Source organism: Thioclava sp. F36-7, from assembly GCF_002020075.1.
GTDB lineage: Bacteria > Pseudomonadota > Alphaproteobacteria > Rhodobacterales > Rhodobacteraceae > Thioclava > Thioclava sediminum.
Genome location: NZ_MPZR01000001.1, coordinates 1 through 14,830, shown reverse-complemented (window position 1 = coordinate 14,830; position 14,830 = coordinate 1). Strand labels below are relative to the sequence as shown.

Here is a 14,830-nt window from a genome sequence, read left to right as displayed (position 1 = left end):
AAAAACGGGTGCAGGAGGAGTTTACATGGCCCGTTCCCCGCTGACCGGCACCCGCATCCGCGAGCGGCGCAATGCGCTTGGTTTGAAGCAGGCTGAACTGGCGCGGGCCTCCGGGATTTCGGCAGCCTATCTCAACCTGATCGAACACAACCGCCGCCGTGTCAGCGATGCGTTGATCGAGCGGATCGCGGGTGCGATGGGCGTCGATCCGGTCACGCTGGGCGAGGGGGCGGAAGGGGCGTTGTTCGCAGGGCTGCGCGAAGCGGTCGCGTCGCTGGAACTGGCGGAGACAGGCAGCGGCAATGGCGCAGGCGGTACCAGCCAAGCCGCGCCCGATCTCGACCGGATCGAGGAATTCGTCGGTCGCTTTCCCGCATGGGCCGCGCTTCTGGTGAACCGTCAGGCGCGGCTGGCCGAGTTGGAGCGCGTGGTCGAAACCTATGCCGAGCGCATGGCGCAGGACCCATTCCTGCTGACATCGCTGCATGAGGTGCTCTCGGCGGTGACCTCGCTGCGCTCCACCGCCGCGATCCTTGTCGAGACCGAGGATATCGAGCCGGAATGGCGTGCGCGGTTTCTCAACACGATCCAGGAGGAAAGCCTGCGCCTGTCGGGAACCGCGGAGGCGCTGGTCGGCTATCTCGACGAGATGGAAACTGCGGAGACCGGCCTGTCCTCGCCGCAAGAACAGCTCGAGGCGTGGCTCGAAGCGCGCGGCTGGCATGTCCCGGAACTGGAGGAGGCGGGCAACGATCCGGAAGCACTGATCGCGGGCGCGCCGGAATTGGCGTCCTCGGCGGCCCGGGAACTGGCGCGCGGCCATTTGCAGCGGCAGGCGGAGGATGCGCGGGCCTTGCCGCTGGACCCGGTGCTGGCGGCGCTGGCCGAGCTCGGCCCCGACCCGGGCGCGCTGGCGGCGCGCTTCGTCGTGCCGCTCGCACAGATGTTGCGGCGGCTCGCGGCCTTGCCAGAGGGCGCGCCGGGGCTTGGCCAACCGGGGTTGGTGGTCTGCGACGGCTCGGGCACCCTGACCTTCCGCCGCGCAGCCCCCGGATTCCTGCTGCCGCGCTTCGCCGCCGCCTGTCCGCTCTGGCCGCTCTATGAGGCGCTCGCGCGGCCGATGCAGCCGATACGGGCGCTGGTCGATATGGCGGGGCGCTTGCCGCAACGCTTCCTGACCTATGCCGTCTCCGAGCCGCGTCCGACGGGGTTCGACGGTCCGGTGCTGATGCGGGCCACCATGCTGATCCTGCCAGCCCCCGCGCAGAGCGCTGATGCACCGGGGCGCCCGATCGGGGCGTCGTGCCGGATCTGCCCGCGTGGCGAGTGTCCGGGGCGGCGCGAGCCCTCGATCGTCGCGGATGCGTCGGCGGGGAGGGCGTGAGGGTTTGACAGGGCGCGACACGGTGGCGATAGTCGGGTGAGGGGGATGGCTATGGCGCAAAGACAGGTGCTGTTGATCGAGGACGAGCCGCATATCGCGGAAGCGATCCGGTTCATCCTGACGCGTGCGGGCTGGACGGTGTCGGTGCTCGAAGACGGCGCGCGGGCAATGGCGCGCATCACCGGCGATCCGCCCGACGCAATCATCCTCGATTTGATGCTGCCGGGGCGCTCCGGTCTCGAAATCCTTGCCGATATGCGCGCGGATGCCGCGCTGCGCGATTTGCCCGTTCTGATGCTCAGCGCGCGCGGGCAGGGGCGCGACCGCGATGCCGCAACCCGCGCCGGGGCGACGGCCTTCCTCGCCAAGCCATTTGCCAATGGCGATGTGCTCGACCAGCTCGAAGCCATCACCGGCGGGGGCGCAGCGCGCCGGGAGCCCGCCTGATGCCGCAGACGGGCCAGCCGCTCTTTCTTGCCCGCCGTTCCTATCGCCGCCGCCGCCTGATGGATGCGGCGCGGCTTTTGCCGATTGTCGGGCTGGTGCTGATCATGATGCCGGGTCTGTGGCACCCGGCGCAGACCCCTGTGCCCGACACCGGGCGTGGCGGGCTCTACCTTTTCGCGGTCTGGATCGTGCTGATCGTCGCGGCTTTCGCCATCTCCCGCGGGCTGGGCCCGGTGCTCAACGCAGAGGACGTGCCAGAAGGCAATGGCGAGGCCGAGGCCCCGACCGCCGCCGCACCCACTGACCGCGCGTCGGACGCGCCGCCGCCGGAGGGCTGAGATGCCCTTCAACAATCTCGTCGCGGTCTGCCTGACCTATGTGATCGTGCTCTTCTCGGTGGCGTTCGTGGCCGAACGTCGGGCGCAGCGCCGCCGCTTGCGCTTCCTACGCTCGCCGGTGATCTACACGCTGTCGCTGTCGATCTACTGCACCGCCTGGACCTTCTACGGCGCGGTCGGCTACGCGGCGCGCTCGGGCTTGGAATTCCTGACGATCTACCTTGGTCCGACGCTTGTCTTCGTCGGCTGGTGGTGGGTGTTGCGCAAGCTGGTGCGGATCGGGCGCACCCATCGAGTGACCTCTATCGCGGACCTGATTTCCAGCCGCTACGGCAAGTCGAACACGCTGGGCGTCATCGTCACGCTGATGTCGGTCGCCGCCGCCACGCCTTACATTGCGCTGCAATTGCAATCGGTGACGCTGAGCTTCGGCGTCTTCGCGGCTGGCACACCCGAGGGCTGGGCGCTGCCCGATCAAGGGGCGACGGCGCTCTGGATCGCGGGCGGGCTCGCGATCTTCACCATTCTCTTCGGCACCCGAAACCTCGATGCGAACGAGCGGCACCACGGGGTTGTCACCGCGATTGCGTTGGAGGCCGTGGTGAAACTGGTCGCGCTGGTCGCGGTGGGCGTCTTCGTCGTCTGGGGCCTCGGCGGCGGGCCGATGGACATGCTCTCGCGGATCGACGCTTCGAAGATCGCGGAATGGGATCTCCATCCGGGACGCTTCGCGGGGCTGACCTTCGTCTCCGCAGCCGCGATCCTGACCTTGCCGCGGATGTTTCAGGTGCTCGTCGTGGAGAATGTCGACGAGCGGCACCTCGCGACCGCAAGCTGGGCCTTTCCAGCCTATCTGATGCTGATGAGCCTCTTTGTCGTGCCGATCGCGGTGATGGGGCTCGAGCGGATGCCCGAGGGCGCGAACCCCGATCTGTTCGTGCTCACGCTGCCGCTGTCGGAGGGGCAAGGAAAGCTGGCGCTGCTGGCCTTCCTCGGCGGGTTTTCTTCGGCGACGTCCATGGTGATCGTGGCGGCAATCGCGCTCGCGACGATGGTCTCGAACCATATCGTGACGCCGCTGTGGCTGGCGCTGCGCCGGGAGGGGCCGCGCGCCCAGGGCGATGTGCGCGGGCTGGTTCTGGCTTCGCGCCGGGTCTCGATCATCGCGGTGTTGGCGATGGGCTATGCCTATTACCGGATGTCTGGCGGCTCCGAGGCGCTGGCGGCGATCGGCCTGATCGCATTCGTGGGCGCGGCGCAGGTTCTGCCCGCGCTGATCGGCGGCATCTTCTGGCGCGGCGCGACCCATGTGGGGGCGGCGGCGGGGCTGGTGATCGGCTTCGCGCTTTGGGCCTATACGCTCTTTCTGCCCTCGGTGGGCGATGCCGGGCTGATACCGCAGATCGTTCTGGATCACGGGCTGTTCGGGTTCGAATGGCTGCGCCCGCATGCGCTGTTCGGGATCGCGGGACTCGACCCGCTGCTGCATGCGCTGTTCTGGTCGCTGCTGTTCAACACGCTGGCCTTTCTGGTCTTCTCGATGCTGTCCTTCCCCGGCCCTATGGAGCGGCTGCAGGGCGTGGCCTTTGTCAATATCTACGATCAAAGCCCCGCAGCGCGCTCTTGGGTGCAAGGCGGCGCCGAGGCCGAGGACCTGCTGTCGATGTCGCAGCGGATTCTCGGCGCCGAGCCTGCGCAGCACTTCTTCCAAGCGCAGGCGGCGGGGCAGGGCAAGGCCGGGTTCCTGCCCGACACCACACCCGATTTCCTCGCCCGGCTGGAGCGGAAACTGGCGGGCTCGGTCGGGGCCTCGACGGCGCATGCGATGATCGCGCAGCTCACCGGCGGCACCTCCGTATCGATGCAGGACCTGATCGCCGTGGCGGGCGAGACGGCGGAGGCCAAGGAATACACCGCGCGGCTCGAGGCGAAATCCGAGGAGCTCGCGCGGGTGGCGCGGGCGCTGCGGGAGGCCAATGACAAGCTGCAGGATCTGTCGGTGCAAAAGGACAGCTTCCTCAGCCAGATCAGCCACGAGCTGCGCACGCCGATGACCTCGATCCGCGCCTTCTCGGAAATCCTGATGGAGCCCGATCTGCCGGATTCGATGCGCGCCCAATATGCCGAGATCATCCACGAGGAAGCGCGCCGCCTGACCCGGCTGCTCGACGATCTGCTCGACCTCTCCGTGCTCGAGAACCGCCGCGCACAGCTCAATGTCTCGGTCGCCAATCTGCACGACCTGATCAATCGCGCCGTGCAATCGGCCTCCTCGACCCAGCCCGAGCGCGCCTTCCGCATCGAGCGCGATTTCCCGACCGAGCATATGCCGATCTTCACCGATGCCGATCGGCTGGTGCAGGTGATGATCAACCTCATCTCGAACGCGCGGAAGTATTGCGATGCCGAGAAGGCGGTACTGCGGATCGAGGTGAAGCGCCGCGGCAAGCGGGTGCAGATCGACTTCATCGACAACGGCGCGGGCATTCCGAAGAAGAGCCAGAAGCTGATCTTCGAGAAATTCGCCCGTCTGACCGATCAAAGCCGCGCGGGGAGTGCGGGCCTTGGCCTCGCGATCTGCCGTGAGATCATGACCAATCTGGGCGGCACGATCGATTACGTGCCCGGGCAGGGAGGGGCCGCATTCCGCATCAGTCTGCCGCTGAGGCGCAGCGATCAGCGCGCGCCCTCCGATCAGCCGCCCGAGAGCGCGGCCCTTTCTCGCTAAGCCGCGAAACTCGGGGCATTTTCAACGTTTTGTAAACCTCGATCTGCCAAAGCTGAGCCATGAGACCCCGAAGGCGGGTGGATGGAGGCCATGGTTCACGAGCGCGAGACATCGGTGCTGCGGCGCAAGACCGAGGCGGCGAAGGCGGTTGCGGGCGCGGCCCCGATCACGCCTGCACGCGCGATCACGCTCGCCCTGTCGAAGGTCGCGCAGGATATGCTCGAATTGCCGCTGCAGGTCGCCTCGATCGAGGAGGCGACGCGGTCACTCGCCGATCTGCCCGAGATGCTCGAAGATCTGTCGCTGCTCGCGGTTATCGAAGGGCCGGGGGAGGCGCTTGGCGTGCTCGCATTGCCGCCCGCCACCTTGGCCACGCTGATCGAGATGCAGACGATGGGACGGTTCGGCAAGACCATGCCTGCCCCCCGCAAACCCACCCGGATCGATGCCGCCATCGCCGCCGATTTCGTCGATGCGGTGCTGGCCGAGATCGAGGAGGGCTTGATCAGCGACCCGGCGATTTCCTGGGCTGGGGGCTTCCGCTTCGCCTCGCATCTCGACGATCCCCGGCCGCTTGGCCTGCTGCTGGAAGATGTCAGCTACCGGGTCTGGACGGGGCAGCTTGGCTTCGGCACCGGGGGCGAACGCAGCGGCGGCTTCCTCTGGGCGGTTCCGCGCGAAGGGCGGGGCGGGGCGATGCGCTGCGCGGCCCCGGCGGCGGGCGAAAATCCGGAGGGCGGTGCGGGGCCCAAGGCGGAAAGCTTCACGCTCGAAGATCCCGCGCGCGACTGGTCCGACACGTTCGAACGCTCCATTCTGGCGGCCTCCGCGCAGCTCGAAGCGGTCCTGCACCGCGTCACGCTGCCACTGTCTACCGTGCTGAAGCTGCGCCCCGGCACAGAGATCCCGATTCCGGAAGACGCGTTGGAGAAGATCACGCTCGAGGCGCAGGGACGGCGCAAGCTCTCGCTCGCCCGTCTCGGCCAGAGCCACGGGCTACGTGCGTTGCGCCTGCGCGAGGAAGACGAGTCGGCGAATGGCGTTGGCCGGGGGGCTGAGACGTTCGATGCCGGGGCGTCGCCCTATGCGCAGGCTCCGACGCTCGACGAGGTGCCGGGCCTGTCCAGCCTCGGCGACCCGCTCGATCCGGCATATGACCCTGAGTGTGGCGTCGATGCCGCCCACGCGCCCGAGCCGCGCGGGTTTGACGGGCTTGAACCCGACATGGATTTTGGAGAGCCACTCGATCTTGATGCGCTCTCCTCGACAGAAGACGACGACGCGCTGCCGCCGCTCAAGATTCAATCGGGCATGTGATCGCATCCCCGCGATGGGGGCGCGAATGCAGGCTGCGGCGACTTACGCGCCGCGCGTCGCGGAGGTCGCGGACGCCTCTTTGGTCCCGTTCTCGCAGGGCGGCACTTCCAGCGTGCTGCGATCCAGAACGCTCAGCCACGCTTTCGCCCGCGGTGCGAGCGCCATCCCTACCCCCATGGCGATCAGGAACAGCCAGCCCTCCCAGCCATTGAAGGACAGCGAGCCCATCGCGGGGCCGGGGCAGAGCCCCGCGAGGCCCCAGCCCGCACCGAACAGGAGCGAGCCGAGCACGAGATTGCGATCCACGAGCCGCGGAAAGGGCCCCGGCATCGGCGAGCCCAGCATCGAGGTTTCGCGGCGCTTCGCGAAAATCCAGACGAAGAACATCACGCTCACCGCGCCGCCCATCACGAAGGCCAGCGTCGGATCCCAGTCGCCGAATACGTCGAGCCAGCCTTGCACCTTTTTCGTGTCGACCATGCCCGCCACGAGAAGCCCCGCGCCGAACAGCCCTCCCGAGAGGAATGCGAAGAAATTGCGCATCAGATCACTCCCAGAAAATGCCGGAAGATCACGAGGACCAGCGCACCGCCGAGCAGGTAGAAGGCAGTGGCGACGATCCCGCGCAGCGAAAATCGCGAGATGCCGCAGACGCCGTGGCCCGAGGTGCAGCCATTTGCGATCCGCGTGCCCAGGCCCACCATCAGGCCTGCGGCTACGATCACCCAGACGGAACTGGTCATATGGGTGTCGACTGTTGTGTAAAGCGGCACGAGAAGCGGTGGCACCGCGATCAGCCCGCCGAGGAAGGCCACGCGCTCGGACACGGTCTCGCGGCCCGAGCCGTCGACCAGCCCGCCGATAATGCCGCTTGCGCCCATGATCCGGCCGTTGACCAGCAAGAACAGGCCCGCGCCCGCGCCAATCATCAGGCCTCCGACGAGGCCCCAAATCCAATCTTGATGCATGAGCTCTCCCTGTGCTCAATTGCGGATCGAACGGGCTCTCCCGGACCCGTCAGAGTTGTAATGCTAGACCTCACGCCCGTGAGGGTGCAAGCAATTTGATATCTGCATATGTGCGTGAGTGCGACCGGTTGATTTGCGTCAAGGCGGATAAATGCTTGCCTGTTTAGGTGGTTGTATCGATCAAGGAGGACAGGATGAAGTCGATTGAAACGCGCAAGAGCGAACTCGAAACCCGCCGGGCGCAACTCTCGGAACGGATGGCGCAGGTCGAATCCGAGCTTGAGAGCCACGAAGAAAAGGATTGGGACGACGCCGCGATCGAGCATGAGAGCGACGAGGTTCTCGAAGACCTCGGCCAGTCGGCGCAGTCCGAGATCCGCGCGATCGACGCCGCCTTGGCCCGGATCGAGGCGGGCGAATACGGCTATTGCGTCACCTGCGGCGAGCGCATCGACGAGGCGCGGCTCGATCTGCTGCCCGCAACGCCGTTTTGCCGGGCGCACGCACCGGGCGCGAAGGCGACCCGCCAGTAACCCTGGGCCTATAGTTTTAAACGGGCAGGGGCAGTCAATTGCCCCTGCGCGCATCCCCCGGGGATGCGCGATTTCCCTTTTGTTTTGAACCTGCTTCGCTTTAAACTTCGCGCGGCGGTGGATCGCACGGAATGCCCCGCCACAAGTGGGGGACGATGGCGAACCGGGTGAAATTTCGCACACAGGACGGGCTGGCTTGGCTGACGCTCGCAGCGCTCGACGATCAGGGCGCGCGGGCCGGTATCACGGCCCAGATGCGCCGCGCGATCGGCGGCGTGCTCGACCGGGTCGAAGGCGACAAGAGTCTGCGCGGTCTGGTCCTGCAGGGCGGTGCGGCGGGCTGGCCCTGCGCACCCGATCCGCTGGAAGATTTCGACGCGATCACGCCGCGCCCGGCGAAGGGCGAAGAGGTGCCGAGCCTGTCGGAGCTTTGCCGACGACTCGGGGCGCTCGACCTGCCGGTGCTTGCGCGGCTCTCCGGGCGGATCGCGGGCGGCTCGATGGCGCTGGCGCAGGCCGCCGATCTGCGCATCGCCGATCCTGATACCTGTTTTGCGGCACCGGAATTCGCGCTTGGCGGCTTCGTCGGTGCAGGCGGCCTCGTGCGGCTCGCGCGGCGGATCGGCGGTGCGCGGGCGCTTGCGATCGTGGCCGCCGGTGAGGAGGTCGAGGCCGAGCCCGCCCGGGCGCAGGGCCAATGCGATCTTGTGCTGGGCGCGACCGATCGCAGCCAGATTGCCGCCGCTCTCGATATGCTGATCGCCGAGGGTGTACCGCGCACCGATACCGCGCTCGACGATCCCGCAACCTATCTCAACGATCTCGCGCCGCTGCGGGCACAGCTGGGAAAGGGCGCGCTTGCGCCGGTCGGCGCGCGCCTGTTCGAAGTGGTCGAAGGCGCGCTGTTGCTGCCGCTCGACGAGGCGCTCGATGTCGAGGCGGTCGCCTTGCAGGAATTGCTCGAGGCGCCGCTGTCACAGGCGTTGCGCCACGCCGCACGGGCCACGCGCCGCGCCGCGCATCTGCCCGGCGAGGGCACGCCTACCGCGCCCGCGCCGCTGCGCATCGGCCTTTGGGATCAGCCCGCCGCGATGGCCGGAGGCTTGCTTGCCGCCGGGCACGAAGTCGTGTTCGGCGCAAGCGACCCCGCCGCGATCGAGACGGCTTTTGCCGATATCGCGCGCAAGCAGGAGATCGCGGTGCAGTCCGGCGCTCTGTCACCCGACATTCGCGAGGCCGATTGGGCGCGGCTTGGCGCGGCGATGACCCGCGAGGGGCTGTCGGGCTCGGATGCGCTGATCGCCTCGGGCAAAGGAAATTTCCCGCCCGCGCCGCTGAGCGCGCGCAACGCCGATGATCTGGCTGACGGCGCGGAGGACTTCGGGCTGCGCTGCACCGGCGATCTGTGTGAGCTCGTGCCGCCCGAGGGCGCGCTGCCTGCCGATCTCTACGCGATGGCTGGGCTGCTCCGGCAGGGTGGGGCGCAGGTATTGCGCAGTGGCCCGGGCGCGGGCGGCATCGCCGATCATCTGCGCGTCGCCTATATCGCCGCGGCAGAGCGCGCGGTGCTGGCCGGGGCTTCGGTCGCGCAGGTCGATGCGGCGATCCGCGAGGCAGGCGGCACGCGCCCGCCGCTGGAGCTGGCCGACCGGTTGGGCGTCGACGCCGTGCTGGAGGATTTCGTTCGGCTGCATCGCCCGTTCGGCCCGCTTCTCAGCCTGCTCGCCCTCGATGCCGCGGCGAGCGGCGCGCGGCGACAGGGCTTTTACGATTGGTCCGAGGGCACGCCGCGCCCGGTGCCCGATCAGGCCGAGGCGCTGGCGGCTTTGCGCGACGAGGCCGGGATCGTGCCGCGGCGTCTGTCCAATGCGCGCATCCGCGCCCGGATTCTGGCCGAGCTTGCCAATTGCGGCGCGGGGCTCTTGCAGCACGCGCAGGCGCATCGCGCGGGCGATATCGACGTTGCGGCACGCCATGTGCTGGGCTTTGCGCCGCAGATGGGCGGCGTGATGTTCGCCGCCGACCGCGCGGGCCTTCTTGGGACGCGCAAGCTGCTGCGCGAGCTGGCCGAAGAGGGCGCGCCCGAGCCGGTCACGCTATGGGATGTGCTGATCCGCAACGGCAAATGCTTCGCCGATCTCGACGACGCGTAAGGGGGCGTGCCTGAAGGGGCAGGGCCGCCTCAGCCGAGGAAGATACCCAGCACCACCATCATCAGCCCGATCACCGACACGAACAGCGCGCCCATATTGATCGCGATGATCTTTTGCAGCCGAGCGCGCAGCTCTTCATCGGGCAGGCCGGCGCGTTTGGCGCTGGCCACTTTGACGATGCAATAGAGGATGCCGAACAGCCCGATCACCGAGACGACGGCCCCTGCCCAGATCAGATTTTCCATTGCGGCCTCCGAAAGTTGCGCGCGCCTGCCTAGCCCGTCGCCGGGTGTATGGCAAGAAAAACGCGGGCGCCCGTAATCTTGCGGGAAGAAGCGGGAGGGGCGGGCGTCCTCCCATAACCCGCCGATCCGCGCGCGCCGCCTCTTGATGCGCGCAGACGCTCGGGCTAGTCAGAGCGCCGACCCCCGTTCGCAAGCAGGAGAGGCCCATGCCCAACGATGCCGCCTACAATGTCACCGCCGATGAGCTGCGCCAGTTTGTCGAGCAGTTCGAGAGCCTCGAAGCCGAGAAGAAAGACATCGCCGAGCAGCAGAAGGACATCATGTCCGAGGCCAAGGCCCGCGGCTATGACACCAAGGTGCTGAAGAAAATCGTAGCGCTGCGCAAACGCGACAAGGATGACGTGGCCGAGGAAGAGGCGATTCTCGACCTCTACAAATCCGCGCTGGGTATGGGCTGAGCGCCATTGCGCGCCGGGCGATGTTCCGGCGCGAACCGCGCCCTTCGCTTAGGGGGCGATGAACTCCACACCGGGCATCCGCGCGATTGCGGCGACATCGGCATCGTATTGCGCGGTGATCTCGTCGACCAGCTCATCGGTCCAACCCGGCAGCGGTGCCTCGATCTCGAGCGCCTCGGGCTGGGCGTATTTGTCGAGGAAGGCCGCCACGATCTTGCGCCGGTGCAGCACCGATTTCGGCGGGTTCGCGGCGAAATAGCTGCGCAGCCGTTCGATCCCCTCCTCGGGCATGATCTGACGCAGCACCATCATGTCGCCCTTGAGCGCCTGATCCTCCGGCAATCCGCCGACCGAGCGCAGCACTTCGGGCCAGATCAGTGGCAAATCCTCGTTGCACCAGATCACGAAGCGCCGCCCGCCCGCGGCTTCCACCATCTGGCGGATCAGCGGCTCCCAGCGCAGCTCGCGCGGGTCGTGGCCTTCCATGATCTGCTCGTAACTGCGCTTGGGCAGACGGGCGACCAGCTGCGGGATCAGGCTCGCGGGGTTGATCAGCGCGAGATGGAACTCGGTCTCCGCATCGGGAAAGAGGTTCGCGAGCGGCGCGAGCTTGCCCGGCGCCATCGCGTAGAAGCCGCGCTTGGTGATCACCCGCTCGGGGATGCACAGGAAAAACGCGTGGCTGAATACCAGCCGATCCAGCACTGGAGCCTCGGTGCTCGCCTCGATGATCGCGTCCTGCACATCCTGCGGCGCAGGCCCGCCTTTCAGCGAGACCAAAGCATCGCGCAGCACCATCCGGTAGCTGCGGGGGGCGGGCACGGCGATGCGGTGAGACTCGAGGAGCCGGTCATTGCTCGAAAGCGCGCCCACGATGCGATCTTCATCGGTCGAATGCGCTCCGAGATGGAAAACGACTTTCATTCTGCGCGCCTCAATATCGTCTGGCCGGTCAAGCCTTTATTGTTGGCGCTCACTCTAGCCGCTCCGTTCTGGACAGGCAAATGTGTTTCGGGGTAGGAGGGGCGAGACAATTCCGACAAAACTAATCGGGAAAGCCCGTGCCCAAATCCGCTCAATCCCTCTCGGTCCCTCCTGCGCCGGCCTTGCGCGGGCGCTTGCGTGCGGGGGGCGGCCTGTGGTCGCTCGGAGCCGTGGTGATTGCGGTGCTAGTGCTGGCGCCGATCCTGGCTGTCGGCTGGATGGCGCTCGATCCGCGCGACAATATCTGGCCGCATCTGATCGCGACGGTGCTGCCGCGCTACCTGACCAATACGGCGGTGCTGACAGGCGGCGTGGGGCTGCTGGCGTCCGCAATCGGGGCGGGGGCTGCGTGGCTTGTCGTGATGTATCGCTTCCCGGGGCATCGCATATTGCAATGGCTGCTGCTTCTGCCGCTCGCGATCCCGGCTTATGTCGGCGCTTATGCACTCACCGATTTCCTCGACTATTCCGGCCCGGTGCAGACCGCGATGCGCGGCGCTTTCGGCTGGGCCTCGGCGCGTGATTACTGGTTCCCCGAGATCCGCTCGCGCGAGGCGGCGGTGGTCGTGCTCTCGGCCGCGCTTTACCCCTATATCTACCTGATCACCCGCGCGGCTCTGCGCGAGCAATCCGGCGCCAGCTACGAGGTCGCCCGCGCCCTCGGCACCGGGCCGTGGGGGATGGTCTGGCGCGTGGGCCTGCCGCTTGCGCGTCCCGCCATCGCCGCAGGCGCCGCGATCGCGATGATGGAGACGGTGGCGGATTTCGGCGTCGTCGATCATTTCGGCGTGCAAACCCTGACGACAGGCATCTTCTCGACATGGCTTTCGGGCGGCAATGCGGGCGGGGCGGCGCAGCTCGCGCTGGTGATCCTCGGGATCGTGCTCGCGCTCCTGATGCTCGAGAAGCTCTCGCGCCGCCGCGTCCACTATTACCAAAGCGCGCGTCAGGCCCGCCCAGTGCAGCCACAACGCCTGAAAGGTGTGGCTGCCTGGGTGGCGACGCTGGCCTGCGTGCTCCCGGTCGCCTTGGGCTTCGTGCTGCCGGTCGCGGTGATGGGCAGTCATGCGCTCGCCAATCCCGAGGCGTGGTTCGGCCGGGGCCTTGGGCTCGCGCTGTGGCACACGATCCTAACCGGGGGCGCGGCCGCCGCGATCACGGTGACGCTGGCGCTGTTCATGGTCTACGGGGTGCGTCTGTCGGGCCAGCGCCTGCCGCGCGCGGTGCTGCCGCTGACGACGCTGGGCTATGCCGCGCCGGGGGCGGTGCTGGCGGTCGGCATCCTGATTCCGCTCGCCGGTCTCGATCACATGCTGGCCGACGCCGTGCTGGCGCTCACCGGCCACGACCCCGGGCTGCTGCTGACGGGTTCTGCCTTCGCGATAATCCTCGCCTATGTGGTGCGATTCTTCGCCATCGCCCAAGGGGCGAGCGACGCCGCCTTCGGGCGCGTGCCGCCCTCGCTGCCGATGGCGGCGCGCTCGCTGGGTCGCACACCGGGCGGCGTCCTGCGCAGCCTCTACTTGCCGCTGATGCGCGGCTCGGTCGGCTCGGCGTTGCTTTTGGTCTTCGTCGATTGCGTGAAGGAACTGCCCGCGACACTGCTGCTGCGCCCGTTCAATTTCGAGACGCTGGCCACGCGCACGCAGGAAAAGGCGAGCCTAGAGAACCTCGGCGATGCCTCGCCTGCCGCACTTCTGGTCTGCGCGGTGGGCCTTGTCGCGGTCGCGATCCTCGCCCGCGCAGATCAAGCGCGCGCCGATCTTGCCCGCTCCCGCTGAGCGGCGTCTTGCACGAATTTCCAAGCCGCGCTATTGCGGGCCGGTCACGCCGGCGTAGCTCAGTTGGTAGAGCGTCTGATTTGTAATCAGGGGGTCGGGGGTTCTTATCTTACCCTGTAAGAGATACAGAAAAATCGCCCGGGAATTCTGATCTAAGTCCCTGCAAGAATTAACAAATTCGCAAAAACCACGCGCGGTTGACAGATACACCTTAAATTGTATCGTCGACACCTCGTTTCGCAGAGGAGAACAAATGAGGAACTTCGAGCGGCTCGCTACCAAGAACGGAAAATATGTCAACCATAGGTTGATCGACGGCGACGGTAACTTTGTCGAGGTGTTCGACACTTATACCGAGTCACTAATCAATGCGCGCTTGGCCGCAGCCACCGTAAAACGCTACTCAGAGGCCGTCGCTCAATTTTTGGACTACCTCTTCGATGCCGGTGTTTTCGGGCAGCCATGCTCCCGCTACGAACTCCTGAAGGCCGTAGATAGATACCTCCCCGCACGGATGGCCGGGCCAACGGCCACAAATGATCATATAAAAATCGTTAGAAGCCTCGGCCTAAAGCGCTTGGATAGCTCATCAGCAAGCAGCGCCGCCGCAGCAATCAACAGATTTCTCAAACTATCCGACTATCGCGCCGACTTAGAAGAACAGATCGCTGAGTGGCACGGCGAAACGCACGCGGAAACACCATCGCCAAAAGACCTATTCAAGCGCCTGACCGAAGCCAAACGGAGCCACTCTGAGGTTCGGCAGATCATGCAAAAATCCATGATTGCAAACGTCGTCCGAGCAAAGCCGGAAGGAATAGAGAAGCCACGCGGAAGCGGCGTCAAGTCGCCGCAGACGCGGTCCCAAGAGGACGACAAAAGGGACCTCCCTGTCGAATGGGTGCATCCCCTTCTGGATGCAAGCACCAGTTATCGCGATCGTGCTGTCTGGGCCCTAATGGCCGGGGCAGGATTGCGGCACAGCGAGGCGGCACAGCTGACCTGGGACGCCATCGATATCGAAGCGCAGCAGGTTTTCGTATTCGATCCCGATAGCGATCGCTACGCTGACCAAATGCCAGAGGAGTATCGCCCTCGTTTCAAGGGGAGGAAATACTCTGAAACATACATTCTTCCTCAATTGCGGGATGTGTTTTTCGAAGCGCTGGCTGACTACGTCCGCTATGAACACCGCCCGAAAGACCCAGACCATATGGTGTTCCAAGACATTACCGCAGGAGGTAATGGCCGCCCCTACAGCGAGGTATCGGATAAGAGCAAACGCGCAGCGTTTTTACGCGCATGCAAGAAAGCCGGAATTCCCGCTCCTCCAGGAAAAGAGAATTATACTCCCCACTCGTTACGCCATTTCTATGGCGTATTCATGTTGAACTACGTCCCAACTGAGGGGGGCTACTGACCTGCCATGGGTCTTTCATCCAGCCACGACCGGAGCCCGGTTGGTGTTTACGCCGATCGGCGCAGGTTGAGCAA

At 66.3% G+C, this 14,830-nt stretch carries 14 protein-coding genes; 10 read left to right on the top strand and 4 right to left on the bottom strand.

Annotation, left to right across the window (positions count from 1 at the left end):
• The first annotated feature begins 25 nt into the window (after positions 1-25).
• From BMI89_RS00070 to BMI89_RS00050, 5 genes are all read left to right on the top strand, one after another.
• Positions 26-1,384 carry a helix-turn-helix transcriptional regulator gene (locus tag BMI89_RS00070; RefSeq protein ID WP_078569355.1) on the top strand — a complete coding sequence of 453 codons (1,359 nt, stop codon included), beginning with the start codon at positions 26-28 and terminating at the stop codon, positions 1,382-1,384.
• Positions 1,385-1,435: 51 nt separating this feature from the next.
• The gene (locus tag BMI89_RS00065; protein WP_075774383.1) at positions 1,436-1,831 is read left to right on the top strand and encodes a response regulator; all 396 of its coding nucleotides are present in this window, start codon (positions 1,436-1,438) and stop codon (positions 1,829-1,831) included.
• On the top strand, positions 1,831-2,169 hold the full coding sequence (locus tag BMI89_RS00060; RefSeq protein WP_232621727.1) for a hypothetical protein: 339 nt from the start codon (positions 1,831-1,833) through the stop codon (positions 2,167-2,169). Before BMI89_RS00065 ends, BMI89_RS00060 begins: the two co-directional genes overlap by 1 nt.
• A 1-nt stretch (position 2,170) precedes the next feature.
• A complete protein-coding gene (locus BMI89_RS00055; protein WP_078546459.1) occupies positions 2,171-4,897 on the top strand; it encodes an ATP-binding protein in 2,727 nt (908 codons plus the stop codon).
• 81 nt (positions 4,898-4,978) lie between these two features.
• Positions 4,979-6,214, top strand: a complete 1,236-nt coding sequence (locus tag BMI89_RS00050) for a FliM/FliN family flagellar motor C-terminal domain-containing protein (RefSeq protein ID WP_078569354.1) — start codon at positions 4,979-4,981, stop codon at positions 6,212-6,214.
• Positions 6,215-6,256: 42 nt separating this feature from the next.
• Here the strand turns inward: BMI89_RS00050 and BMI89_RS00045 are convergent, their stop codons facing one another.
• Together BMI89_RS00045 and BMI89_RS00040 are read right to left on the bottom strand one after the other, a co-directional pair.
• Positions 6,257-6,757 carry a DUF6691 family protein gene (locus BMI89_RS00045; RefSeq protein ID WP_078569353.1) on the bottom strand — a complete coding sequence of 167 codons (501 nt, stop codon included), beginning with the start codon at positions 6,755-6,757 and terminating at the stop codon, positions 6,257-6,259.
• Positions 6,757-7,182 (bottom strand): YeeE/YedE thiosulfate transporter family protein, encoded by a 426-nt coding sequence (locus BMI89_RS00040; RefSeq protein ID WP_078519514.1) that lies wholly within the window; start codon positions 7,180-7,182, stop codon positions 6,757-6,759. Before BMI89_RS00040 ends, BMI89_RS00045 begins: the two co-directional genes overlap by 1 nt.
• Before the next feature lie 194 nt (positions 7,183-7,376).
• Here BMI89_RS00040 and BMI89_RS00035 point away from each other — a divergent pair, with 194 nt between their 5' ends.
• Both BMI89_RS00035 and BMI89_RS00030 read left to right on the top strand, forming a co-directional pair.
• Positions 7,377-7,715 (top strand): TraR/DksA family transcriptional regulator, encoded by a 339-nt coding sequence (locus BMI89_RS00035; protein WP_078539605.1) that lies wholly within the window; start codon positions 7,377-7,379, stop codon positions 7,713-7,715.
• Between the two features lie 131 nt (positions 7,716-7,846).
• The gene (locus tag BMI89_RS00030) at positions 7,847-9,868 is read left to right on the top strand and encodes an enoyl-CoA hydratase-related protein (protein WP_078569352.1); all 2,022 of its coding nucleotides are present in this window, start codon (positions 7,847-7,849) and stop codon (positions 9,866-9,868) included.
• Between the two features lie 29 nt (positions 9,869-9,897).
• Here BMI89_RS00030 and BMI89_RS00025 read toward each other — a convergent pair whose 3' ends face one another.
• Positions 9,898-10,113 carry a hypothetical protein gene (locus tag BMI89_RS00025; RefSeq protein WP_075774390.1) on the bottom strand — a complete coding sequence of 72 codons (216 nt, stop codon included), beginning with the start codon at positions 10,111-10,113 and terminating at the stop codon, positions 9,898-9,900.
• 206 nt (positions 10,114-10,319) lie between these two features.
• Here BMI89_RS00025 and BMI89_RS00020 point away from each other — a divergent pair, with 206 nt between their 5' ends.
• On the top strand, positions 10,320-10,571 hold the full coding sequence (locus BMI89_RS00020) for a DUF2312 domain-containing protein (protein WP_078539603.1): 252 nt from the start codon (positions 10,320-10,322) through the stop codon (positions 10,569-10,571).
• Between the two features lie 48 nt (positions 10,572-10,619).
• On the opposite strand, the gene BMI89_RS00015 is transcribed toward BMI89_RS00020, so the two are convergent.
• Positions 10,620-11,495, bottom strand: coding sequence for a hypothetical protein (locus tag BMI89_RS00015; RefSeq protein ID WP_078569351.1), 876 nt, complete (start codon positions 11,493-11,495; stop codon positions 10,620-10,622).
• Between the two features lie 182 nt (positions 11,496-11,677).
• Between BMI89_RS00015 and BMI89_RS00010 the strand changes: the two genes are divergently transcribed.
• Together BMI89_RS00010 and BMI89_RS00005 are read left to right on the top strand one after the other, a co-directional pair.
• Positions 11,678-13,336: an iron ABC transporter permease gene (locus tag BMI89_RS00010; RefSeq protein WP_246831955.1), complete on the top strand. Its 1,659-nt coding sequence runs from the start codon at positions 11,678-11,680 to the stop codon at positions 13,334-13,336.
• A gap of 253 nt (positions 13,337-13,589) precedes the next feature.
• Positions 13,590-14,756, top strand: coding sequence for a tyrosine-type recombinase/integrase (locus BMI89_RS00005; protein WP_078569350.1), 1,167 nt, complete (start codon positions 13,590-13,592; stop codon positions 14,754-14,756).
• The last annotated feature ends 74 nt before the right edge of the window (positions 14,757-14,830 follow it).